This window comes from Afipia sp. MLSD5-FHT05B12 (assembly GCF_058793355.1).
The window spans coordinates 1-21,672 of record NZ_JBXAFS010000032.1 but is presented as its reverse complement, the minus strand read 5'-3'; the positions used below and the strand labels follow the sequence as shown (position 1 = coordinate 21,672).

Below are 21,672 nucleotides of genomic sequence, written 5' to 3'. Positions count from 1 at the left end.
ACGCCGTTCCGCCCCGCGCCCGCGGGCGACGGCGCCGCGAAGGATGCCGGCGAGACCGCCGCCGAAGCGGACATGGACGAGGACGACGAGTTCGAGAACCAGATGTCGCTCGCTGCCATCGAGGCCGAACTGAAGCCGAAGGTGGTCGAGACCTTCGACAAGATTGCCAGCGAGTACAAGAAGCTGCGCCGCCTGCAGGAGCAGGACATCCAGAACCAGCTTCAGAACGAGACGCTCTCGCCGGCTCAGGAACGCAAGTACAAGAAGCTGAAGGACGAAATCGTCGTCGAGGTGAAGTCGCTGCGGCTCAACCAGGCGCGCATCGATTCGCTGGTCGAGCAGCTTTACGACATCAACAAGAAGCTGGTGTCGTTCGAGGGCCGCCTGTTCCGTCTCGGCGACAGCCACGGCGTTGGCCGCGAAGACTTCCTGCGCAACTATCAGGGCTCGGAGCTTGATCCGCGCTGGCTCAACCGCGTTTCGAAACTGGCCGCCAAGGGCTGGAAGAATTTCGTCGCGGTGGAGAAGGACCGCATCAAGGAACTGCGCCACGAGATCCAGCAGCTCGCGGGCCTCACCGGCCTTGAGATCGGCGAATTCCGCAAGATCGTTCACGGCGTGCAGAAGGGCGAGCGCGAAGCCCGTCAGGCCAAGAAGGAAATGGTCGAGGCCAACCTGCGCCTCGTGATTTCCATCGCCAAGAAATACACCAACCGCGGTTTGCAGTTCCTCGATCTGATTCAGGAAGGCAACATCGGCCTGATGAAGGCGGTCGATAAATTCGAATACCGCCGCGGCTACAAGTTCTCGACCTACGCGACGTGGTGGATTCGTCAGGCCATCACCCGCTCGATCGCCGATCAGGCGCGCACCATCCGCATTCCGGTGCATATGATCGAGACGATCAACAAGATCGTGCGCACCTCGCGCCAGATGCTGAACGAGATCGGCCGCGAGCCGACCCCGGAAGAACTCGCCGAAAAGCTCGGCATGCCGCTGGAGAAGGTGCGCAAGGTTCTCAAGATCGCCAAGGAGCCGCTCTCGCTGGAGACCCCGGTGGGCGACGAGGAAGATTCACACCTCGGCGATTTCATCGAGGACAAGAACGCGGTGCTGCCGATCGACGCGGCGATCCAGAGCAATCTGCGCGAGACCACGACCCGCGTGCTGGCCTCGCTCACCCCGCGCGAGGAGCGCGTGCTGCGCATGCGCTTCGGCATCGGCATGAACACCGACCACACGCTGGAAGAAGTCGGCCAGCAGTTCTCGGTAACCCGCGAGCGCATCCGTCAGATCGAAGCGAAGGCGCTGCGCAAGCTGAAGCATCCGTCGCGGTCAAGGAAGCTGCGGAGCTTTTTGGATAATTGAGCGAAGATCATTTGTTGAAACAGAAACGGCGGCCGAGAGGCCGCCGTTTCTTTAGAACTAATTGATTAGCGATGGGGCAACCAGCAGCAATGTCGTTAACGAGAAACAACCATTATGTCCCGCGATGGTATCAAGAAGGGTTCTTTGAGCCTGATCGGAAGTCGCTTGCCTATGTCGACCTGACTCCAGACCAACGAGTCCTATCGGACGGCCGAGTGATCACCCACAACAGCGTGTGGAACGATATGCCGGCCTCTAAGGCTTTCTGCCAGAGGGACTTGTATTCCACGTTTTTCGGCGCTTCTGTCAACGACGAGATTGAGCGCCGCCTATTTGTGGATATTGACACAAGAGGATCGCAAGCCGTCCGCGCCTTCCTCGGTAAAGATATGCGGGAATGGCACGACCATTTCCAAGACTTCTTCGAGTTTCTCGATATCCAGAAAATCCGCACGCCGAAGGGCTTGGACTGGCTCAAGGCCCAATATCCTGCCCTCACGCAAAACGAGTTAATGTTCGAGATGCAGGGCATCCGCACCCTGCACTGCACGATCTGGGTCGGTGGCGTGCGCGAGATTGTCTCTGCCGAAGGTTCTGATGTGAAGTTCATCACGAGCGACCATCCCGTGACGATCTACAACCACGCGATCCATCCCACTGATAGCGCGTGTGCATATCCGCTTGATCCCGGAATAGCACTGCGGGGTTCGCAGACGCTTTACCCGATGGACCGGGACCATTGCCTAATCCTTACGAACCTGGAGTACGCCAAGGACCCGAGCACCAACCCGCTGCAGAAGAGGACCTTTCCGCGCAACTATCGGCAGTCTTTAACAAGGATCGACGCGTTTATCCGTGAGCGGAAGCTCAACGCGCAAGAGGTTGCGGAGATCAATTTCATCATCAAGAAGCGCGCGCGCCGCTTTGTTGGCGCTGGCCGCAAGGAGTGGCTGTACCCGGAACAGACCGTAACGCAGTCTTGGAGCGAACTCCAGAAAACCCTCTTTCCTCCGAAGGGCGCCCCGTTCCATTTCGGCGGCGAAATGTTCGTGAAGTACGAGAGTGGCGATGTCCACTACCAGGATGAGTTCGGCAGGACTGAGAAGCCGCGAGAGTTCTTGATCAAGGAGTCGCCCGAAAAGCCGTTGCGGCCAAGCGACTACTGCGGGTGCGGGCGAGGGAAATCATTCAAAGAGTGCTGTCAGTCCAAGCTGGAGGCACTGCGGCCGGCTTGGAACGAAAAGAGCATACGAGAGCGCAACTTGATGCTCCAGAACGCGATCGTGAACGTGTTGGAGCTCGAGTCCGGGAAGGACTGGGTGCAGATTCGCCGCGAACTGACCGATGAGAAGATCGGCAAGGTTTACAGTCTCTACGAAGGGCTATGGCCGCTCGAGACCGATCTGCTCGCGCTGCTGCCCAAGCCGGACGGCGAGGCTCGTGCGGTCTACACTGGATCTATCCACCCGTCCTCGATCACGGACTTCGCTTTGGCTGCCCCCCTGTACTTCGGCGAGCTGATCGTAGCGCACCCGTTTATCCATCCCGGTGTCATGAAAAAGGAGTTGCGCCCAACCGAGGACCCGAAGTCGTATCGGCAGGAATTCTTGAAGACGATTATGTTTTTCCTGAACGTGATGCCGCTCGTCGAACTCGGCTTGGTCAACCTGATCCCGGACCCATGTGATTTCGACTTCCATCTCCGCGAGCAGATGATGAATATGGCGAGCGCCCGTGACCTGCGGGTCGGCCCAAAAGATGACCACCGCCTGATGAAGACGATGAAAGAGGACCATCAGCGCAGCGTCATGCACGTCATGCCGCCCGACTCGATGCGCAGGAAGCTGCGCACGATGAAGCTGGACATCAGCGATGAAGAGATCGAAGCGACCATGTACGCGTTCGAGCGGATGAAAGAGCGCGATCCCCTAGCCGTCCTTCAAGAAGGTTCTCCGGAGGGCGGAAAGGGCAATGGCCAGATGACCGCGTATAAGCTCGTCCCCAATTTCGAGATAACGATGTATTTGGCCCAGGCGACGGGTGCTTGCATCGTAACGGATAGTCCGTTCCGTTGGCGCGAGGTCCAAGGCGCGGTCCGACAGCGATACAAGGCGGCTACCCCCGGCCTTGCTCCACTCGTGGCTAACATCGAGCGCTCGAAATTCGCGTTCCCGCAGAGTGCGACGGACGTTGTGACCACGGCCTTGAACAGGGCTAGCGGAGGGTGTTCGGATTTGTTCCGAGACCTGTTCAAGTACCTTTCCAATCTCGGAGAACGCGGGGCGAAACCCAATCGCGAGGCGCAGTTTGTCAGCCGGTTCGCCAGAGCGCATGCCACGATGCAGACCGAATTCAAAAAGTCGGGTGTGTTCGCGAAGGAAGGGTGCATCTCATGCATTTTCCCTCCGGGCGGCATTCAGGACAATACGGTCAACCGCCTGCTTTTGATGTCGAGTTCGGAAAGGCATTTATCGAGCGTACCGATGGCGTTCTTCATCAAGTCTGCCGATGAGCTTTTGGTGGGCGCTAAGGGCTCGCTTTCGCCGCGAAATGACGGGCAGCCTTGAAAGCCGACTGACATCCCACTCAACGAGGGGCGGCTCGCGATCGTCACAAGTCGCGGGGCGGGATGCGGTGGACGCGGCGGCGCCGTCCGGGGGCGAGTGTTCAGGGCGCAGGATCGGGGCAAGGCTCACTCCTTGTACAAAGGGTGCGCCCATCTGCGGTGATATTGCTTCCTGAATCGCTTCTTACAAATACTCCCGATCTTCACCTATCAACATATCGCGGATCGTATTGGGCACCGGAAACCCATAGCCAGCGCCGGGCTTCAGCCACATCAGCCGCCCGGCCTTGTGATACGCGCTCGCATATAACTCAGTGCCGATCATGCGCCGCGCCAGCTCCAGAGACTGGATGGCGTCGATGCCGAATACCTTGCGTTCCAGTATCCGGTCCGGCCAACCAATCGAAAAAAATGCGCACGACCAATCAAGATCATCCTGCACCGGCATGAAAACGCGCACCGGAATGGAGGCCGCGGTTTCGTCTGTGAGCCGCAAGGTTCGGATCATCGCCAGCATAAGAGAACCTCAAAAGCTGAGAGGGGAACGGGGCCTCAGTCGTGGGCACGTCGAGTACTATGCTAAGAATACAAGTCTGTTGGTGAGAATGTGTCAGGATGGATTCGACCTCCGGAGTCGTTGCATGGTCCGGCCAGGCTGGTCGCGGCGAGGGAGCGTCTGGTGCCACGGAGTTCGCATCATCAATGAAGCGTCGGCAGGCTGACGTAATCAAGACGCCCGGACGCGAGCGGAAACTCGCAGCCGGTGAAAAGCTGTTTCTGCTCGGCGACAGGACCGCCGGTTTCTATGAAGTCGTCGAGGGACGGGTCCGGCTGACGCGCGTGGATGCAGGCGGGCGTGAAGCCACGCTTCATGTCGCGTCCGCCGGCGATCTGATTGCCGAAGCCTCGCTGTTCTCGCCGGTCTATCATTGCGATGCGGTTGCGATCACGGATGCGGTCGTGCGGCTGTATCCGAAGGCCGCGACGCTGGCCGAGTTCAGGCGCGATCCCGACGCAGCGAAGGCCTTCATGGAGATGCTGGCGCATCAGGTGATGACGCTTCGCACCCAGCTGGAGCGGCGCAACATCCGTTCGGCGCGCGATCGTGTGCGGCACTTCCTGAGCGCGAACGCAGGTGCCGACGGACGCACGATTGCCCTGCGCGGAACCTTGAAAGATCTCGCGAGCGAGCTGGGCCTCACGCATGAAGCCTTCTACCGCGCACTGGCCCGAATGGTGGCCGACGGAGAGATCGAGCGCACCGAAAAGACCATCCGTCTCAGGGCATCCCTATGATCCAGATCATAGGGATGGGCGTTGTTCGGGGCTAGGCTTGCTGCAAGGGCACGCTCTGAATGGAGATTGATCATGTCGTCATGGTGGAAAGCCGGCCTGGCCGGTGTTGCGATCATTGGCGGCGTCGTTGCGGCAACGGCATTTGCCGTTGCACAGATGGCGCCGGGCCCGCACGGGATGCATGAGCGGATGATGGGAGGCCAGCAAGGGATGCATGGCCAGATGATGGACGGCCGACAGGGCATGCACGGCCGGATGATGCCTGGCGGGCAGGGCATGCACGGCGGTATGGGCGGCATGGATGGAATGATGGGACAGCGCGCCGGCATGTCCGGCCGGCCGGCAATGCCCGGCCAGGATGCTTTCGGCGCGATTCAGGAAGTCGTGCAGATTCTTGAATCCGATTCGGCGACCGATTGGTCGAAGATCGACATCGCCACGCTGCGGGAGCATCTCATCGACATGAATGAAGTAACGCTGCGGGCCGCTGCCGATCAGCGCGTGCTGGATAACGGCCTGGAAATCAATGTGACCGGCGAGGGCCGCACGTTGACCGCCATCAAGCGGATGGTGCCGGCGCATATCGCCGAACTGGCGCGGAGCGGGTGGAATGCGAAGACCGAGGATTTGCCAAACGGCGTAAAACTCGTTGTCACGAGCGCGAACCCGGCTGAACTGGTGAAGCTCAAGGCGCTCGGCTTCATGGGAATTATGGTTCAGGGCGGCCACCATCAGCCGCATCACCTCGCGATGGCGAAGGGCACGATCCACGCGCATTGAAGCGGATGCATTGCCAAGCGGCCGGCCTCCGGGCCGGCCGCTTTCGTTTGAGATTTCAGTCGACCGCGATTTCGCGGATTGCACCCTTGCCATGCTCGCGCTAAAACTCATTTAGAATCATTCTAAATTGAGTTTCGACCATGTTTCAGGGCTTCGCCGCACGGCGGCAATTCAGCGATCTGTCCGAAGCCGAGGTGCTGGCGCTCGCCATCTCGTCGGAAGAGGACGATGCGCGCATCTACGCGACCTATGCCGAACAGTTGCGGTCGCAATATCCGGCGACGGCGGCGATGTTCGACGAGATGGCGGCGGAGGAAGACGGCCACCGCCAGTTGCTGATCGACCGCTTCAAGAAGCGCTTCGGCCAGGTGATCCCGCTGATCCGGCGCGAGCATGTGGCGGGCTACTATTCGCGCCGGCCGATCTGGCTCGTTGAAAATCTTGGTCTCGAACGCATCCGCGCCGAGGCCGAGCGGATGGAGGACGATGCCGCGAATTTCTATGTCCGCGCGGCGCAGGCCTCGACCGATCCCGACACGCGCAAGCTGCTTGGCGATCTCGCCGCCGCCGAGCGTCAGCACGAGCATCGCGCGGAAGAGCTTCAGGTCGCGACGCTGGCAGGCGGCGCGCGCGACGACGAGGACCACAAGGCGCGGCGTCAGTTCGTGCTGACCTGGGTGCAGCCGGGGCTCGCGGGCCTGATGGACGGTTCGGTGTCGACATTGGCGCCGATCTTCGCCACAGCGTTCGCGACCCAATCGACGTCGACGACGTTCACGGTCGGCCTCGCGGCGTCGGTCGGCGCCGGCATCTCGATGGGTTTCACCGAAGCCGCCCATGACGACGGCGTCATCTCCGGGCGCGGATCGCCGCTGAAACGCGGGCTGGCGTCGGGGCTGATGACCACCATCGGTGGTCTCGGCCACGCATTGCCCTATCTGATCCCGCAATTCTGGACGGCAACGGCGATCGCGGGGATCGTGGTATTCTGCGAGCTGTGGGCAATCGCCTGGATTCAGAACCGCTACATGGAAACGCCGTTTTTGCGCGCGGCGTTTCAGGTGGTACTCGGCGGCGCGCTGGTGCTCGCCGCGGGTATTTTCATCGGTAACGCCTAGCGGGCGGACAGGACACGCGCTGCGCTCCATCCGGGCTACCTTTGCTGGCTGCGCTGAAGACTTCGCGTAGCAAGACAGCCGCATCTTCGGCTAGTGTCCGGCATCGCCCTTCCTGTGAGTTTCCCGATGTCCCTTCCGCGCCTGCTTCTCATCTCGTTTCTTGTCCTGATGCCTGTCTCCGCCCGCGCGGCCAGCCAGCCGATCGACACCGCGCCACGCATCGCGCTGTTCTCGGCTTTCGAGCCGGAATGGCAGGCGCTGCTCGCGATCGTGGAGCAGCCGGTCTCGCACAAGGAGAAGGGCGTCGCGTTCGTCACCGGCCGCGTTGAGGGGCACGACGTCGTGCTGGTGCTGTCGGGCGTGTCGATGGTGAACGCGGCGATGACGGCGCAGATGGCGATCGACCGCTTCAATCTGCGCGCCATCCTGTTTTCCGGCATCGCCGGCGGCGTCGATCCCTCGCTCAATATCGGCGACGTGGTGGTGTCCGGGCAGTGGGGCCAGTATCTCGAAACCATTCTGGCGCGCGAGACACCGCAGGGCTTTCAATTGCCGTCGTGGTCGAAGCAGGAATTTCCGAACTACGGCATGATCTTCGCGCGCGGCGTGAGGGTGCCGCGCGATGGCGTCGACAAGCCCGCGCGGCAGTTCTGGGTTCCGGTAGATGCCAAGCTGTTCGGGATCGCCCGCGCAGCCACGTCAGGCGTTGCGCTGAAGCGCTGCATCGAGGCGGCGTGTCTCATTCATCCGCCCAGGGTGGTGATCGGCGGCAACGGCGTCTCCGGCACCGCCTTTGTCGACAACGCCGCGTTCCGCACCTGGGCGTTCGACACCTTCAAGGCGCAGGTGCTGGATATGGAAAGCGCCGCCGTTGCCCATGTGGCGGCGACCAACGCCGTGCCGTTTCTCGCATTCCGCTCGCTGTCGGATCTTGCCGGCGGCGGCGCGGGCGAGAACGAGATGCAGACATTCGAGAAACTGGCGTCGGAAAATTCCGTCGCGGTGCTGCGGGCGTTTTTGAAGGGGATGGGGAAGTAGGGGCCGGGACTTCGCGTTTTGTCTACGGTTATCGGTAAAAGCAATCAAAGTAAGGCGTGGATGGCCGGGACAAGCCCGGCCATGACGGTATAGAATCGCAATCATCCTGGAACGGAGTTCATGATGTTCAGACTTCGCCTTGCCGCTTTGCTCTCCGCACTTATTGCCCCCACACTCCTTCTCTCCACCCCCACCTTCGCCGCCCGCTGTGGCGGCGATTTTCAGACCTTCGTTTCCGCGATGTCGCAGGAGGCATCGGCTGCGGGGATTTCGCAGAGCGTGATCTCGCAGGCGTTCGCGGGCGTGACGCAGGATCCGGCGGTGCTGTCGTTCGACCGCCGCCAGCGCGGCACCTTCAACAAGTCTTTCGAGCAATATGTCTCGACCCGCGTCGGCGCCGGGCGGGTCAATACCGGCAAGGCGATGTTGCAGCGTCATGCCGCGCTGCTGTCGCGCATCCAGCAGCGTTTCGGTGTGCCGCCGGAAATCGTGGTTGCGATCTGGGGACTGGAGTCGGATTTCGGCAAGGGCGACATCGGCAAGATGCCGGTGATCCGCACGCTGACCACCATGGCGCATGACTGCCGCCGCACCGAACTGTTTCAGGGCGAATTGCTGGCGGCGCTGAAGATCGTCCAGCGCGGTGATCTGCCGTTGCGCGATCTGATCGGCGCCTATGCCGGCGAACTCGGCCAGACCCAGTTCCTGCCGTCGTCCTACATCAAGTACGGCGTCGATTTCGATGGCAACGGCCATGTCGATCTGCGTCACAGCATCCCGGACGTGCTGGCCTCGACCGCGAACCTGCTCAGGACCGCGGGCTTCCGCGGCGGCGCCGATTATCATGAAGGCTCCGCGAATTTCGAGGCGATGCGCGAGTGGAACAGGGCGACGATCTATCGCAAGACCATCGCCTATTTCGCCGACCGCCTTGCGGGCCGGTAACCGCGGCTGCCTAGAATCCGCAGGACGTGCTGACTTTCAGCGTGAACTGGTCGATCTCGAACGTATGCTCGAGATCCTGCCCGAACAGGCCAAGCCATTTGTCCTGCGCGCGATAGGCGAGCTGCTCGCGCGCTGCCGGACATTCGAACTTGATGCCGCCGATGTTCTGAAGGTGATGCACCATCTCATGCACCAGCACGGACAGGTCGGCTGCCGTGCCTCCCGTCCATGTCAGGGGAAGATAGATGGTGCGGCTGCTGTCGTCATAGATGGCGACAGTGTCGCGCGGGTCTGACACGGGCGGCATGGCGTTGATGTCGTAACGCCGCTCCACGCTGAAAGCCTGGTGGCGGATAGCCATGATCTTCGCCTGGGAGACAAGTTCGACTTTCGGCGGCTCGTTCAGGGGCGGGAGGTTGAAGTTGGCGGAAAGCCAAAGCGCGATTGCGGTCAACAGGGCTGTCATATCCGGGCTCCCGTCAGGAGTGGTGACAGGTGGACACTAAGTCCTGTTCGGCCCCTGACTGTGACCTGCTTCACGCGCATGCGTCATCCTTACGGGGGACTTGCAGTTCCGGATGCGGTACCGGAAAAAACAAAAGAGCAGCACGCATGCTGCCCTTTTTCGTTCGACGCGCAGCATTCCCGCTCGGCGATCGCATCGGCGTTCACATCGGCATTCACATCGGCATTCACATCGTCCTGGCGTAAGCGACAAGCTGATCGAGCGCCGTGCCCCAGCCGCTGTGGAAGCCCATTTCCTCGTGGGTCTTGCGGCCGGCTTCATCCTTGTGGATCGCGCAGGCGGTGTACTTCGTGCCGCCCTTGATGGGGTCGATGAGCACGACGCCCGTGAAGAAGCCGTCGTCGCGGGGCCGGAAGCCCGGCAGCAGGGCGTCGGTGAACACCAGCTTGCGTTTCTCGACGACTTCGAGACAGCAGCCGATGTTGTTCATGTCCTGCCCTTCGGGCGAGCGCATCACGGTGCGGAAGATGCCGCCGGGGCGCAGATCAATCTCGCATTCCACGGTTTGCCACGGCTTGGGCGTGAACCATTTCATCAGGTGCTGTGGTTCGGTCCAGGCCCTCCAGACCAGTTCCGGCGGCACGTCGATCTCACGTTCGAGGACAAGATCGAGCTTCGGATCGATTTTGTACGCGGTCACTTTCGGTTCTCCGTGGCGTTGAGGTGTCTGAGATAGTCGTCGAGCTGGTCGAGCCTTTTGGCCCAGAGCGTATGCTGTGCGCCGAGCCAGTCCTGTGCCTCTTCGAGCGGTCTGGGTTTGAGCTGGCAGGTCCGCACCCGCCCGGCCTTTTTCGATTTCACGAGACCGCATTCTTCCAGCACCTTGAGATGCTGGAGGAACGTCGGCAGCGCCATGCTGAACGGCTGCGCGAGATCGCTGACAGTGGCGGGACCGGACGTCAGCCTTGCCAGCACCGCGCGCCGGGTCGGATCGGCGAGTGCGTGGAACGTATCGTTGAGGCGGCTTTGTTGGTTAGTCATGTGCCTAACTATAGCAATGCTAACAGTTAGGTCAATGACTAAGTATTGCGGCGCGTGGCCGCAGTGAATGAACGTCAGGCTTTGCTTCACCTCTCCCCCATAAGAGCGTTTACGCTCGTCTTCGACGAGCTTTGGGGGAGAGGGAGCAGTCCTTGCGGGCTGCAAGCCTGTTTCAACTCACATCGACCGAATTCAGTTGGAAGGCGGCGGTGCGACCACCAGCGCAACGATGCGCCGCACCAGCGGCAGCACCGCGAGTAGGGTCGGGAACGCCACCAGCCATGAGATCGCCCAGGCGGCGGGCCAGGTGGCGAGGAAAGCCGGCGTGAAGCCGAGACTCTTCAGCGTTGAAATCGCCGAGACCACGAAGGTCATCAGCACCGACAGCACCAGCGGCATGACAATGGGCGCGTAACGCGCGGGCAATTTGCCGCGCGACCGCGGTTGGGAAGGGGTTTTCATCAGATTACTCTTGGGAAACGGCCGGCCGATCGCGGAAGACAGGCGATGACGGTGGTGCAGGCGTCCTGCGGGTCATGGCATTCCTCCGGGCGGTCAGCCTCAGTTGAATGCGTTGCCTGACGTGAGACGCTTACGGCGCGATGCGCGAGGCTGTCTTATCGGGATCGGCTGGGGGATTCAAGCGCCGCGGGGAAAAGCGGATCATCTCTGGAGTGAGAGATATCTGGGAGGAAAGCTGCCGGACGCTGGCGGCGCGGGCTTCAGGTTTCACGGATGACTTTGCGAACTGCCTCAAACCGGCGACTCGGGCGAAGCGACTCCGCCCGAGCCACTTCAAATCAATAAAACTACTTCTTCTTGGCCTTCTTGGCCTTCTTCACTGTCTTCTTCGCTGCCTTCTTCGCCTTCTTGGCTTTCTTCGCCATGGCATCCTCATGGGTTCGAGTTGACGTCAACGTCACGAGGCATGCTCGGCGATAGGCCAGTGCGCAGCCTCGATTTCGATCCGAACCGATTCGCCGAAATTTGTCGCCTGTTTTTCAGCAATGTGCCGACCTGGTGACATCGCCCGCGCTTTTTCCTGTGGATGACCGCGCACGCACAGGGTTAACAGCAAGCGAAGTCTTTCGTTTTGCTTTCGCGATCGTCCGCGCGCGCGCCGGATTGCCTTTCACTTGGGCGTGCGGCGGCGATGTTCATCAATTCACAACCACGGCGCGGTTTATCCGGCACAGGTCAGACTCCGTTAAGGCCGCCCCTGCAAGGATGCATCCGGCTTCGGGGGAGGCGGATCCTGCATTTGCGGGATTGAGGAGCGGGTTCATGCATCGGGCGGCAATCGACCACGGGGACAGGGCACAAGACGCGGGTCATCGCGCACCCTGGACTCCAACATGCTGAGTGTCCCGACGCTCTGGATCGTTTTCGTCGTCAACTTCGTCGCGATCGGGACGGTGTGGGTCTACGTCGTCCGCAGCTATCCCAATCACGATGCCGCGCGGTTCTGGACCGCGGGCGCGCTGGTCGCCGCGCTCGGCGCCGCGGCGGCGATGACCCGCAGCTTCATAGATCCGGAAGCCAAGGTGCTTCTGCTGATTCCGCTGCTGATCGGCGGCTCCATTCTGATCTTGGCGATCTGTCTTGCCTCGATGGGCATCCGGCGCTTCTACGGCGCTCCGGTGTCGTGGCGTTTCACGTTCGCGATGGTCGGGATCAATTTCTTCGGCCTGGCGTACTTCATCTGGCAAGACAGCATGGTGATGCGCATCCTGATCTACTCGGCCTGCCAGGCCGTGCCGATCGCGATGACGCTGCCGCTGCTGCTTTCCCGCCGCAACGGACACGCCCATCCCGGTGCGCGGATGTCCGGCTATATCGCGATCCTGATGATCGCCGTGTATATCGTGCGCTCCATCGCGGCGCTGCTGCATGTCGGCGGCCCGGTGTCGCTGATCGATTTCAACCAGTTTCAGGCGGTCCTGATCCTGGGGCTGGTGTTCCTGTCGATGATGTGGAATTTCGGCTTCCTGCTGATGACGATCGACCGGCTGCGCGCCGAGGTCGCGGATCTGGCGCTGTTCGACGATCTCACCGGCGCGGCGAACCGCCGCCAGTTGCTGGCGCGGCTCGATGAGGAATGCGCGCGCTCCAGCCGCGGCGGCGAGGTGTTCGCGCTTCTGATGATCGATCTCGACGGCTTCAAGGACATCAACGACGGCCACGGCCATGCCGCCGGCGATGAATGCCTGCGGCTGTTCACGAACGCGGCATGCAGCCGGCTGCGCACCGGCGATCTTCTGGCGCGCATGGGCGGCGACGAATTCTGCGTGGTGCTGCCTGCGACCACATTGCGTGAAGGCGCGATGGTCGCTCGCCATGTGCTGGAATCCTGCCAGGGCGAGGCGGTGCAGTGGAACGGCGCGCCGCTGGCGCTGTCGGCGTCGATCGGCGTCGCGCAGTGGCGGCCCGAGATCGGATTGCAGGCCGAGCGTCTCCTGGCCGCGGCCGACCGCGCGCTCTACACCGCCAAGAAGGACGGCAAGAACGGCTATGCTGTGTTCGACGCGACGCCGCTCGAGGCCGAGCCCGCGCTGCGCAAGTCCGCCTGATCCTTTCCTGAACCTCTCAAGCATCGTTGATGCCTCACGCGGCATCTTTTCCGGCGCGCCTGATCGTAACCTGTTAGGCTCGGCGGACGGCAACAGGAGGACGCGATGGCTAAAGGCAAGGACAAGGGCAACAAGGAAAAGAAAAAGCCGAAGGCGGACAAGAACGCGCCGAAGGGCGCTGGCTCCAGCTATCAGCAGAGCAAGGGCGGGAAGAAGTAGCCGGAAAACCCCGATCCTGAATTCCCGATCTCGATTGCGGAATCTCATCGCCGGGCCGCAAGGTCCGGCGTCTCTCTTGACGGCCGCTCTGCCGGACAGCCACTCTGTGAGAGCAGAGGGACGCCATGACGCTGCCGGGATTTTTCGAAGGGACAGGGATGCCCGATCCGGGCTGGTGGGAGGCGCTGTGGCCTGACCCTGCCAGGGTGCTCGAAGTGGTGGGACTCCGGCCCGGAATGGATGTCATCGACCTTTGCTCGGGCGACGGCTGGTTCACCCTGAAAATCGCGCAGGTCGCGCGTCACGTCACCTTGATCGATCTCGACCGGCAACTGCTGGACATCGCGCGCGTGCGCCTCAAAGAGAGCGGCGCGGCGAATTGCAGTTTCATCACCGGCGATGCCTACGACATCGCGGCACTGGTCCCGTCGAAGGCCGACTTCGTCTTCCTCGCCAACGTGTTTCACGGCGTGCCGGACCGGACGCGGCTGGCCCGCGCCGTCCGCGACACGCTGGCGCCTGGCGGCCAGTTTGCCATCGTGAACTGGCACGCGCGTCCGCGCGAGGAGACCACTGTTCTGGGCGAGCCGCGCGGGCCGGCGACCGAACTCCGGCTGACGCCGCAGCAGACCATCCAGTCCGTGGAGGCCGCCGGGCTGAAACTCGTGCGGCTGGTCGAACTGCCGTCCTATCACTATGGCGCCGTGTTCGCGTGAGGCGGCGCCGTCAATCGAACCAGTCGGCCCGGCCGCCGGCGAGCTTGCCGCGTCCGTTGGTCACCGCCTTGAACATCTCGCAGAGTTCGTATTCGAGAAATTCGTTGGCAAGGATCAGCGCGCGGATCGTTGAGCGCATGTCGCCGCCGCAGGCCGCGATGGCTTGATCCGCGGCAGCATCCAGCCGCTCGGATTCCGGCAGCGGGCCGGAGGCGAGTCTGTCCAACATGACGATGTTCCGTATTGACGAGTGGCGCGCATGTTCTCTTTTTGTTCCTGCGCAGTCAAGCAAACAATTCGAGTACACAATTCGCCGCACACAATTCGCCAACGCCAACGCTCGTGCCGCGGCACACTCAAACGCGTGTCGCTGCGCGCAAGAAGTGCCTGAGCGAAACACGCGCAAACAAAAAACCCGGAGCAGGCTCCGGGCTTTTCGTCAAAACGCAACTGGCTGTTACCAGGGATTGTACGGATTCATATCCACCGGGTTCGGATCGTTGCTGTGATTGCGCTGATAGGCGCGCGCGCGATAATAGCCGGGTCCGTAGACCGGCTCGGCATAGACCGGCCCGCCATAGGCGTAATCCGGCTCGCCGTAATAGGCCGGGCTGCCGTAATAAGCGGGACCGCCGTAATAGTTGTACGAGTTGGCCGCCGCGGCGCCGGCAATGAGCGCGCCGGCCGCGATGCCGAATCCGATCGCGGCGTTACGCCCGCCGCGGGCTTCGGCGGCGGGAGCGGACATCACGGCGACGGTCGCGACCGTTGCCAATGCAACTGCAATCTTTTTCATGACCTCAATCCTCATCTGACCGCGCTACCAACCGGCCAGCGTTGAGAAAGTTCCCTGGCCTGTGCGGTGAACGGCAACCTGCCGGAAATAAGATGAACGGGAGTGGAACGAACAGGCTGCCACGGTTTTGTCTTTTTTGACGGGGCAAAGAGGGCTCACTGATGAAGCTGATCGAGAAGATCGCGGAAGACCGTCCGCTTCGCTATGCCTTCGCCGGGCTGGCGGTCCTGCTCATGTTCGGCATGGTCTTGAACTAGCAAGCGGCTCCAGCGTTGACAGTGGCCGGGATTAGCGGCCGCGGCGGCCATCAGTCCTCGCGGCGGCGGGCCGAAGGAGCGAGCCATGCCCTATGCCCTGTTTGTGGAAGACCATCAGATCAGCCGCGCGCTGCCGACCGAGAACGATGTCTGGCAATACGCCGACGATGCCGGCCTTGTGGTCGACGCGCTGATTCAGGACGAGACCGGAAAGCCCGAGCGCATACTCGAGCAGGGCTTCAGCATCCGCGAAGCCGAGCCGGAAGAGCAGCAGCCGCTGCCGGGGATCGAGATGCCGAAGCATGTGGCTTAAAGCGCGCGGCATTGCCGCCGCTCTCGTTCCACAACAGCGTCCCCTCACGCCACAGTGATCCCGCCTGCCGGGCGCAAAGCCCTGGACTGTGAGCTGCTTCACACACGCTCACAGGCAGCCGCGCTTAAATGAGCGCCGGCTTTCGCGTGCCTGTGAGCCGAAGCCTCGCGGCATTGGTCGCGGCAGCATCGGACGCGGCACAGCGCACCCACATTTCAGGACCCGGAATTTCCAAGAGAAGGAATAATGATCATGTCGGCCATCGAAGGGGGGCAGAGCCCTCATGCGGCGTTTGGCAATTTTGCGACGAGGACACTGGCCCTGTGTTACGGCGTCGTGTCCTACCTGATTTTCCTCGGCACGTTTCTCTATGCCGTCGGCTTCGTCTCGCGGCTGATGGTGCCGAAGACGATCGACACCGGCGCCGAGACCTCGGCGCTGAACGCGGTCTGCATCAATCTCGTGCTGCTGTCGCTGTTCGCCGTCCAGCACAGCGGCATGGCGCGGCAGGGCTTCAAGCGGCTGTTCGCGAGGTTCGCGACGCCGGCGATCGAGCGCAGCACGTATGTGCTGACGGCGAGCCTCGTGCTGGTGCTGCTGTTCTGGCAGTGGCGGCCGATCCCGGCCATCGTCTGGGACATTCAGACCCCGATCCTCGCCGATCTCGCCATCGGCGGCATGGTGCTGGGCTGGCTGATCGTTCTCTACAGCACGTTCCTGATCAGCCATTTCGAGCTGTTCGGCCTGACGCAGGTGGTCAGTAATTTTGCCGGACGCGCTGTCGCGCCGATGAAGTTCAGGACGCCGGGCCTGTATCGCCTGATCCGGCACCCGATCTATCTCGGCTTCATCATCGCGTTCTGGTCGACGCCGACCATGACGGCGGGACATCTCCTCTTCGCCGCCGTCACCACAGCCTACATCTTCGTCGGCATTTATCTGGAGGAGCGCGATCTCATCGCCTTCTTCGGCGACGAATACCGCCGCTATCGCGCGCACGTGGCGATGCTGATTCCCGGCATCAGATAGGACCAGCGGCACGAGGAGGCCGCAAGCCTCCTCGTGCCGCGCCGCTTTTGGTGGCCCGTACAAACGCCACCCGGAGGAGTCAATGTCGTCCAACGATCCCGCCGACATGCCGCAAGGTCTGGCCCAAACCCTGCAAGCCGTACAGGACGCGCTACGACGGCGCGCGCTGGCGAATTCTATCGTTGAGATCCATCGCGCGGCTGACAAGCGCGCCGGCGGTGACGACCGGTTGCGGCCCGGACTTCCTGCTCAGGCTGAAAGCTCCCGCACGGACGAAGAATAGTTGCGAGGGCGAATGGCAGAAGCCCGATGGGGTCGAAGGCGCTGCGGCGGGTGCGCGCGAGGGAATAGAGATCAAGGGTTCGGATGTAAGCGGTCACGCAGAGTGATGTGTGGTCATTCCGACGTTGATAGCATTGTGGTCGATGCACTAAGTCAGGATGAGCGCTAGCACGAAAGTCGTCCTTGTCTATTTGGGCGGTTAGCCAATCTTCTGCAGAGATTTTGCTTCATCCTTCGCATCATCGCGCGCGTCAACGCCCACATGCGGCAAATCGTTTTGCTGCGGCTGGAGCGGATCGGTGTCTGGTGAGGCGCCGCGCCGATGCGACATTTCGCCGGGCATTTGGGCAGGCGGGCAACTTGCGCCGCGAACGCGCGTCCCTATGTAGGGCTGCTTCCTGCGCGAAGACCGCGCAGGCCTGTGCTAGAACGGGGTGCCGGCAACCATGACGAGCGCCAGAATGACCGACGACATCTTTATCGACCGTACCGCGAAGCCCCGCGCCAGCGGCACGCGGCGGCCGCCGATCATCGATCAGGATGGCAACGAAGTGCATCCCGGCGGCTCCGGCGCGTCGGGGGCGTTTGGCGCGGGCGGTTTCAGTTTCCAGGGCGCGGATTTCCAGAATCTGTCCGGCGCGCTCGGCGGCATTTCATTCGGGCCGCTCACGCGCGAGCAGCGCTTCGCGCGGATCGATGCGTTGTCAAAGCTGCTCGACGTCGCCTTCGTGCTGCCGGGCACCAGCATCCGCTACGGCATCGACGGTCTGATCGGTCTCGTGCCGGTGATCGGCGATCTCCTCACCACGGCGATCTCGTTGTGGATCGTGCGCGAGGCGAGGGCGCTCGGCGCGCCGAAGCATATGGTGGCGCGGATGCTGGGCAATGTCGCGCTGGACGGCGTGGTGGGCCTGGTGCCGTTCGCCGGCGATGCGTTCGACGTGATGTTCCGCGCCAATGTGCGCAACATGCGCATCCTCAAGCGCTGGATGGACAAGCAGCCGAGAGCCTGACGGCCAACAGGAACGTGAGCTTGAGGAACGCGGTGATGTCGTTGCGTTGTTACGATGGAGCGTTAAAGGAGCTCGCGCGGCATCAGCCCGTCGCGGTCTGCTTCTCGTCCTCGGGTGCAGCCACCGGCTCCGGCCGGTTGCGCTCGAGCGGAAACGCTTCGCTCTCATACAGCGTGCGGATTCCGCTCTGGTCGAAGCGGGCCTCGTCCACCTGGAGGTACGCCCCGTTCAGGCTGTCGGCGGGAAGCTGTTCGATCGCGAACTGCACGGCTTCGGCTGCGGTCGGGAACCGGCGGTAGGCAAAGCCGGCGCGCTTTTTCTTGCGGATCGCCGCAGGAAAGAGTTCGGCTTCGGTGTTGTAATTGAACGCAGCCATGGTCTCGGCCTTCTCGATTGGGATTCGATGGAAACGGACGGCCGGAGGCGGGTCCCTCGGGAGAGCCGCGCGGCCTGTGTCATTCATTCCAGAAGAAACTCTAATATAGGCCTTTTTTCGCCAATTGCGACCCGTCATGCGGCCTATGATGAATGGCCTGGCGCGGGTGCGGGCGAGCCGAATAAGCGCTTGAATTTCAATGCATTAGAAGGTGATGAAATCCGCGTCACAGCGGCTCGGGGCTTGCATGGCGGTTTGAGCGTTTTGCAGGACGCGATTCTGGCGGATTTTACCGGGCGAAAGCCGGACGGCGTGGGAGCGGCGGACGCGCCCGCCGACGCGCTACTGGATTGCTTCGGTCATGATTTCATCGATGATCGACACCACCTTGAGGGGGGTCGTGTAATGCTCGATGCGGGTGTTGGGGTCGGCGGAAATCTCGATCTTGCGGACCGGCGCCTGCTCCGGCACGCCGCTGATGCCGCGGCGGACTCCGTACTGCCAGACCTGAAGCGCGCCGGCGCCGCGCAGCGCCTTTTCAACGGCATCGGGAGTCCGGCCCTGCATTTGCGCAAGCTCGGCCCTGGTGAGGCCGATCACGACTTCGTTCTGCGGCGAGACGACCTTGAACAGCGTGACCCTGCTGACGGCGAAGGCCGGGTGGGAGACCACGGCGTCGGCGAGAAGGCCGGCAAGGCCGAGTGCCAGCACGGTCTGGCGCGATCTGGTGGACATGGCGAATTCCTAGAATGCAGAAGTTCTTTGGGAGCGTTTCTTGCTGGCGTTCCGTTGTCGTTTGCATGCAAACGGGAAGCGGGAGATAAGCGCCGCGCGGCCTTTGACAAGCCGCGCGGTCTAAATTTTTCTCGAAATGGCGGCGGGTTTTCTCCGAGTTTACTTGGGCTGATGCTTCAATGCCGCGGAATTGATGCAGTAGCGCAGTCCCGTCGGCCCCGGCCCGTCCGGGAAGACGTGGCCGAGATGGCCCTGGCACTTCGAACACAGCACTTCGGTGCGCACCATGCCGTGCGACACGTCGCGCTCCTCCGCGACGCTGCTCTGCGCGGCGGGGGCGGAGAACGCCGGCCAGCCGCAGCCGGAATCGAACTTGTCACCGGACTCGAACAGCGGCTGCCCGCAACCGGCGCAGACATAGGTGCCCGGATCGAACGAATGGTCGTACTCGCCGGTGAACGGCCGCTCCGTCGCCTTCTCGCGCAGCACGGCGTACTGCATCGGCGTCAGTTCCTTGCGCCATTCGCTCTCGGATTTCTGGATCGTGCCGGAGCCGGTCTTCGTCTTGATGTCGGTCACTTCGCTAGCTCCTTTCGCTGGTTCGTCGGTGTGTTTCACATCAAAGCGGCGAACCTTTCGAGGTCCGCCGCTCTTGTTTCCCGGATCGAACGCCGGTCGCCATCGGCGGCAACCGTATTCGCCGCTTTTAGTTCGTCGCCTTGGCCTCGCGCACCAGCGCCGGCTTCTCGCGATAGTTCTCGGCGAAGATCTTCTTCAGGTTCTCGATCTTCGGCAAATCGTTGAACACGATATAGGGCTGATTGGGGTGCAGCGTCAGGTAGTCCTGGTGATAATCCTCCGCTGCATAGAAGCCCTGCAACGGCTCGAGCGTGGTTGCGATCGGCTTTTTGTAGACCTTCGCGGCGCTCAGCTGCGCGATGTAGTCCTGAGCCAGTTTCCGCTCGGCCGGATCGGAGGTGAAGATTGTGGAGCGATACTGCGTGCCGGTGTCCGGGCCCTGGCGGTTGAGCTGGGTCGGATCATGCACCACCGAGAAATAGATCTGGAGCAGCTTGCCGAGCGACACCTCTTTCGGATTGTAGGTGATCTGCACCGCTTCGGCGTGGCCGGTGGTGCCGCGTCCGGTTGCCTCATAGGTCGCGGTCGAGGCCTTGCCGCCCGAATAACCCGACACCGCGTTGGTCACGCCCCTGGTGTGCTGATAGACGCCCTGCACGCCCCAGAAGCAGCCGCCCGCGAGCACAAATGTCTTCAGGCCCTCGGTGGGCGCGATGTCGGCGGCCGGCGGCGGAATAATGAAGGCCTCCTCGGCGGCGCGCGAGGGCGCGGTGAACCAGCCGAGCGCCAGCACGCCGGCGGCGGTAAGGGCGAGAGCGGTGCGGCGGAACTGGGTGCGATCCATGATGGTCCTCTTGGATGGTCTCGGCGTTTCCGCCAGTGCCTGAGATACGCGGATAAGACCCCGCCGTTACGGCAAAATTCCACACAAAAATGTGAGCATGAACCCCGGGCCGCCCCGTGCGTTGTTCTTTCGCATGCGCCGGGTGACAACCGGCCGCAACGGGGATGATGGACGCAGCTGATTTTGCCGGTTTCTGGCTGCGGCACCAACGCATCGGTACGCGTTTTGTCTAACCCGTTCCCGGCGCGTGCGCTTAACGGGATGTGTCATGGCCGGGCTTGTCCCGGCCATCCCGATTGTCGAGGCATGATGCTCAATTCGTCGGGATCACCGGGACAAGCCCGGTGATGACGATCGAGAGTGCGGAGATGCCTCTCGCGATCCGATTCGATTTTCAAACAGCCACTTTCAAACAGCGCGCACATCGATACGTTCCCGCGCGTTTGCGCGAGTTGGGCTTCTTGACACGCCCCTCAACGATGAGGGGAATGGAGCGCCGTAAGGCGCAAAAGTAATGTCTCGCTTCCCTCTGCGAAAAGGGAAGCGCATCGCCTCACGGCGCTCCATCTGCGGCGATTTTGGGCGAGGGGAGCGTTCTTCCGGGACAGGACGGACGCTTTCACGCCCCGATCCGGCGGCTTTCGCCGCGTTCATTCCTGTCCGCGTCCAGCCACTGAAGGCAGAGCCACGTAGTTGGCCCGGTCGCTGACCCCAGCCTCCCGGACGTGTGGCTGCGAACCACATCGCGCAGGCGCCGCGCTTCATTCCACTTCAAGAACGCCTCCGGAAGCGCCCCTCACGAATGAAGCAATAGGAATATAAGCCTAAAATGATTGATTGTCAATGCCCATAGCGCAACTAGGCGGCGATTACGCCTCTATCCAGCAACGATTGCATTTGCGTGCGACGATCGTTTAATGCTTCCGCGAGATACTCTCGAACCGCAGTACGGACGAAAATGCGGCCTTGGCTTTCGTCACATCCCAACAATTTGTAGATCTCATCTGACATAAAGATCTCTTCTAATGTTCGTGCCGTTACCGCACCGGATAACTGTCCATCAAAAATCTTTCGATCCCAATATAATTGAACCGCATCGACGTACCAACGTTGCGCGAAGTCGGGACGCTGAAGTCTGCCACTGACAACTACGCCCGCGCTCTCAAGCATGTATCGATAGTTCGTATACACTTTCCGCAATGTAACGGGTTCTGCATCGAGCTTTTCTTCTAGAAAACTATTTAATGCATGACCTGCTCCCCTGAATCGCCCCCGATTATAAGTTAGGGTTCTGTTCTCCAATCGAGGAGACGGACGATGCGTAA

General features: G+C 61.8%; 25 protein-coding genes. 13 read left to right on the top strand and 12 right to left on the bottom strand.

The features are described 5' to 3' along the window. Together rpoD and AC1Q6J_RS22405 are read left to right on the top strand one after the other, a co-directional pair. The coding region (rpoD, locus tag AC1Q6J_RS22410) for an RNA polymerase sigma factor RpoD (RefSeq protein ID WP_492281357.1) at nt 1-1,368 on the top strand (1,368 nt) is incomplete at its 5' end. 215 nt (nt 1,369-1,583) lie between these two features. After that, nucleotides 1,584-3,935, top strand: a complete 2,352-nt coding sequence (locus AC1Q6J_RS22405) for a DUF4238 domain-containing protein (RefSeq protein ID WP_492281356.1) — start codon at nt 1,584-1,586, stop codon at nt 3,933-3,935. 183 nt (nt 3,936-4,118) lie between these two features. Here the strand turns inward: AC1Q6J_RS22405 and AC1Q6J_RS22400 are convergent, their stop codons facing one another. Beyond that, nucleotides 4,119-4,451 (bottom strand): DUF6968 family protein, encoded by a 333-nt coding sequence (locus AC1Q6J_RS22400; RefSeq protein ID WP_492281355.1) that lies wholly within the window; start codon nt 4,449-4,451, stop codon nt 4,119-4,121. 185 nt (nt 4,452-4,636) lie between these two features. Between AC1Q6J_RS22400 and AC1Q6J_RS22395 the strand changes: the two genes are divergently transcribed. The 5 genes from AC1Q6J_RS22395 (at nt 4,637) to AC1Q6J_RS22375 (ending at nt 9,111) form a co-directional block, all read left to right on the top strand. Then, nucleotides 4,637-5,230 (top strand): Crp/Fnr family transcriptional regulator, encoded by a 594-nt coding sequence (locus AC1Q6J_RS22395; protein ID WP_492281354.1) that lies wholly within the window; start codon nt 4,637-4,639, stop codon nt 5,228-5,230. Between the two features lie 72 nt (nt 5,231-5,302). Continuing rightward, nucleotides 5,303-6,010, top strand: a complete 708-nt coding sequence (locus AC1Q6J_RS22390) for a hypothetical protein (RefSeq protein WP_492281353.1) — start codon at nt 5,303-5,305, stop codon at nt 6,008-6,010. Nucleotides 6,011-6,150: 140 nt separating this feature from the next. After that, nucleotides 6,151-7,128 (top strand): iron exporter MbfA, encoded by a 978-nt coding sequence (gene mbfA, locus AC1Q6J_RS22385; RefSeq protein WP_492281352.1) that lies wholly within the window; start codon nt 6,151-6,153, stop codon nt 7,126-7,128. A 126-nt stretch (nt 7,129-7,254) separates the two neighbouring features. Beyond that, complete coding sequence (locus AC1Q6J_RS22380) at nt 7,255-8,166, top strand: 5'-methylthioadenosine/S-adenosylhomocysteine nucleosidase (RefSeq protein ID WP_492281351.1); 912 nt, start codon at nt 7,255-7,257, stop codon at nt 8,164-8,166. A gap of 123 nt (nt 8,167-8,289) precedes the next feature. Beyond that, nucleotides 8,290-9,111 carry a lytic murein transglycosylase gene (locus AC1Q6J_RS22375; protein WP_492281358.1) on the top strand — a complete coding sequence of 274 codons (822 nt, stop codon included), beginning with the start codon at nt 8,290-8,292 and terminating at the stop codon, nt 9,109-9,111. A gap of 10 nt (nt 9,112-9,121) precedes the next feature. Here the strand turns inward: AC1Q6J_RS22375 and AC1Q6J_RS22370 are convergent, their stop codons facing one another. The 4 genes from AC1Q6J_RS22370 to AC1Q6J_RS22355 form a co-directional block, all read right to left on the bottom strand. Continuing rightward, on the bottom strand, nt 9,122-9,577 hold the full coding sequence (locus AC1Q6J_RS22370) for a DUF6647 family protein (protein ID WP_492281350.1): 456 nt from the start codon (nt 9,575-9,577) through the stop codon (nt 9,122-9,124). Nucleotides 9,578-9,803: 226 nt separating this feature from the next. Then, complete coding sequence (locus AC1Q6J_RS22365; RefSeq protein WP_492281349.1) at nt 9,804-10,277, bottom strand: SRPBCC family protein; 474 nt, start codon at nt 10,275-10,277, stop codon at nt 9,804-9,806. Further along, nucleotides 10,274-10,618, bottom strand: coding sequence for an ArsR/SmtB family transcription factor (locus AC1Q6J_RS22360; protein WP_492281348.1), 345 nt, complete (start codon nt 10,616-10,618; stop codon nt 10,274-10,276). Before AC1Q6J_RS22360 ends, AC1Q6J_RS22365 begins: the two co-directional genes overlap by 4 nt. A gap of 192 nt (nt 10,619-10,810) precedes the next feature. After that, nucleotides 10,811-11,080, bottom strand: coding sequence for a DUF2798 domain-containing protein (locus tag AC1Q6J_RS22355; protein WP_492281347.1), 270 nt, complete (start codon nt 11,078-11,080; stop codon nt 10,811-10,813). Nucleotides 11,081-11,973: 893 nt separating this feature from the next. Here AC1Q6J_RS22355 and AC1Q6J_RS22350 point away from each other — a divergent pair. Both AC1Q6J_RS22350 and AC1Q6J_RS22345 read left to right on the top strand, forming a co-directional pair. After that, the gene (locus AC1Q6J_RS22350; RefSeq protein WP_492281346.1) at nt 11,974-13,188 is read left to right on the top strand and encodes a GGDEF domain-containing protein; all 1,215 of its coding nucleotides are present in this window, start codon (nt 11,974-11,976) and stop codon (nt 13,186-13,188) included. Between the two features lie 344 nt (nt 13,189-13,532). Continuing rightward, a complete protein-coding gene (locus AC1Q6J_RS22345; RefSeq protein WP_492281345.1) occupies nt 13,533-14,123 on the top strand; it encodes a class I SAM-dependent methyltransferase in 591 nt (196 codons plus the stop codon). Nucleotides 14,124-14,133: 10 nt separating this feature from the next. Here AC1Q6J_RS22345 and AC1Q6J_RS22340 read toward each other — a convergent pair whose 3' ends face one another. Further along, nucleotides 14,134-14,352, bottom strand: a complete 219-nt coding sequence (locus AC1Q6J_RS22340; protein ID WP_492281344.1) for a hypothetical protein — start codon at nt 14,350-14,352, stop codon at nt 14,134-14,136. 228 nt (nt 14,353-14,580) lie between these two features. Continuing rightward, a complete protein-coding gene (locus AC1Q6J_RS22335; protein ID WP_492281343.1) occupies nt 14,581-14,919 on the bottom strand; it encodes a hypothetical protein in 339 nt (112 codons plus the stop codon). Nucleotides 14,920-15,261: 342 nt separating this feature from the next. Here AC1Q6J_RS22335 and AC1Q6J_RS22330 point away from each other — a divergent pair, with 342 nt between their 5' ends. The 4 genes from AC1Q6J_RS22330 (at nt 15,262) to AC1Q6J_RS22315 (ending at nt 17,813) form a co-directional block, all read left to right on the top strand. Further along, a complete protein-coding gene (locus tag AC1Q6J_RS22330; protein WP_492281342.1) occupies nt 15,262-15,489 on the top strand; it encodes a hypothetical protein in 228 nt (75 codons plus the stop codon). A 252-nt stretch (nt 15,490-15,741) separates the two neighbouring features. After that, on the top strand, nt 15,742-16,518 hold the full coding sequence (gene mddA, locus AC1Q6J_RS22325) for a methanethiol S-methyltransferase (RefSeq protein ID WP_492281341.1): 777 nt from the start codon (nt 15,742-15,744) through the stop codon (nt 16,516-16,518). Nucleotides 16,519-16,600: 82 nt separating this feature from the next. Next, a complete protein-coding gene (locus AC1Q6J_RS22320) occupies nt 16,601-16,801 on the top strand; it encodes a hypothetical protein (RefSeq protein WP_492281340.1) in 201 nt (66 codons plus the stop codon). 460 nt (nt 16,802-17,261) lie between these two features. Further along, the gene (locus tag AC1Q6J_RS22315; protein ID WP_492281339.1) at nt 17,262-17,813 is read left to right on the top strand and encodes a DUF4112 domain-containing protein; all 552 of its coding nucleotides are present in this window, start codon (nt 17,262-17,264) and stop codon (nt 17,811-17,813) included. 82 nt (nt 17,814-17,895) lie between these two features. Here AC1Q6J_RS22315 and AC1Q6J_RS22310 read toward each other — a convergent pair whose 3' ends face one another. From AC1Q6J_RS22310 to AC1Q6J_RS22290, 5 genes are all read right to left on the bottom strand, one after another. Further along, entirely contained in the window at nt 17,896-18,189 is a 294-nt protein-coding gene (locus AC1Q6J_RS22310) for a hypothetical protein (protein WP_492281338.1), read from the bottom strand. Between the two features lie 342 nt (nt 18,190-18,531). Continuing rightward, nucleotides 18,532-18,924, bottom strand: a complete 393-nt coding sequence (locus AC1Q6J_RS22305; protein ID WP_492281337.1) for a hypothetical protein — start codon at nt 18,922-18,924, stop codon at nt 18,532-18,534. Nucleotides 18,925-19,083: 159 nt separating this feature from the next. Further along, entirely contained in the window at nt 19,084-19,503 is a 420-nt protein-coding gene (msrB, locus tag AC1Q6J_RS22300) for a peptide-methionine (R)-S-oxide reductase MsrB (RefSeq protein ID WP_492281336.1), read from the bottom strand. A 127-nt stretch (nt 19,504-19,630) separates the two neighbouring features. Continuing rightward, nucleotides 19,631-20,347, bottom strand: a complete 717-nt coding sequence (gene msrA / locus AC1Q6J_RS22295; RefSeq protein ID WP_492281335.1) for a peptide-methionine (S)-S-oxide reductase MsrA — start codon at nt 20,345-20,347, stop codon at nt 19,631-19,633. Between the two features lie 858 nt (nt 20,348-21,205). Next, nucleotides 21,206-21,672: hypothetical protein (locus tag AC1Q6J_RS22290; protein ID WP_492281334.1), on the bottom strand; the 467-nt coding region annotated here is incomplete at its 5' end.

What these genes read in the sequence shown, in the direction of transcription:
- AC1Q6J_RS22400 (WP_492281355.1), bottom strand. Translation starts at nt 4,451, where the DNA reads ATGCTGGCGATGATCCGAACCTTGCGGCTCACAGACGAAACCGCGGCC.
- AC1Q6J_RS22395 (WP_492281354.1), top strand. Translation starts at nt 4,637, where the DNA reads ATGAAGCGTCGGCAGGCTGACGTAATCAAGACGCCCGGACGCGAGCGG.
- AC1Q6J_RS22390 (WP_492281353.1), top strand. Translation starts at nt 5,303, where the DNA reads ATGTCGTCATGGTGGAAAGCCGGCCTGGCCGGTGTTGCGATCATTGGC.
- mbfA (WP_492281352.1), top strand. Translation starts at nt 6,151, where the DNA reads ATGTTTCAGGGCTTCGCCGCACGGCGGCAATTCAGCGATCTGTCCGAA.
- AC1Q6J_RS22380 (WP_492281351.1), top strand. Translation starts at nt 7,255, where the DNA reads ATGTCCCTTCCGCGCCTGCTTCTCATCTCGTTTCTTGTCCTGATGCCT.
- AC1Q6J_RS22375 (WP_492281358.1), top strand. Translation starts at nt 8,290, where the DNA reads ATGTTCAGACTTCGCCTTGCCGCTTTGCTCTCCGCACTTATTGCCCCC.
- AC1Q6J_RS22370 (WP_492281350.1), bottom strand. Translation starts at nt 9,577, where the DNA reads ATGACAGCCCTGTTGACCGCAATCGCGCTTTGGCTTTCCGCCAACTTC.
- AC1Q6J_RS22360 (WP_492281348.1), bottom strand. Translation starts at nt 10,618, where the DNA reads ATGACTAACCAACAAAGCCGCCTCAACGATACGTTCCACGCACTCGCC.
- AC1Q6J_RS22355 (WP_492281347.1), bottom strand. Translation starts at nt 11,080, where the DNA reads ATGAAAACCCCTTCCCAACCGCGGTCGCGCGGCAAATTGCCCGCGCGT.
- AC1Q6J_RS22350 (WP_492281346.1), top strand. Translation starts at nt 11,974, where the DNA reads ATGCTGAGTGTCCCGACGCTCTGGATCGTTTTCGTCGTCAACTTCGTC.
- AC1Q6J_RS22345 (WP_492281345.1), top strand. Translation starts at nt 13,533, where the DNA reads ATGACGCTGCCGGGATTTTTCGAAGGGACAGGGATGCCCGATCCGGGC.
- AC1Q6J_RS22340 (WP_492281344.1), bottom strand. Translation starts at nt 14,352, where the DNA reads ATGTTGGACAGACTCGCCTCCGGCCCGCTGCCGGAATCCGAGCGGCTG.
- AC1Q6J_RS22335 (WP_492281343.1), bottom strand. Translation starts at nt 14,919, where the DNA reads ATGAAAAAGATTGCAGTTGCATTGGCAACGGTCGCGACCGTCGCCGTG.
- AC1Q6J_RS22330 (WP_492281342.1), top strand. Translation starts at nt 15,262, where the DNA reads ATGCCCTATGCCCTGTTTGTGGAAGACCATCAGATCAGCCGCGCGCTG.
- mddA (WP_492281341.1), top strand. Translation starts at nt 15,742, where the DNA reads ATGTCGGCCATCGAAGGGGGGCAGAGCCCTCATGCGGCGTTTGGCAAT.
- AC1Q6J_RS22320 (WP_492281340.1), top strand. Translation starts at nt 16,601, where the DNA reads ATGTCGTCCAACGATCCCGCCGACATGCCGCAAGGTCTGGCCCAAACC.
- AC1Q6J_RS22315 (WP_492281339.1), top strand. Translation starts at nt 17,262, where the DNA reads ATGACCGACGACATCTTTATCGACCGTACCGCGAAGCCCCGCGCCAGC.
- AC1Q6J_RS22310 (WP_492281338.1), bottom strand. Translation starts at nt 18,189, where the DNA reads ATGGCTGCGTTCAATTACAACACCGAAGCCGAACTCTTTCCTGCGGCG.
- AC1Q6J_RS22305 (WP_492281337.1), bottom strand. Translation starts at nt 18,924, where the DNA reads ATGTCCACCAGATCGCGCCAGACCGTGCTGGCACTCGGCCTTGCCGGC.
- msrA (WP_492281335.1), bottom strand. Translation starts at nt 20,347, where the DNA reads ATGGATCGCACCCAGTTCCGCCGCACCGCTCTCGCCCTTACCGCCGCC.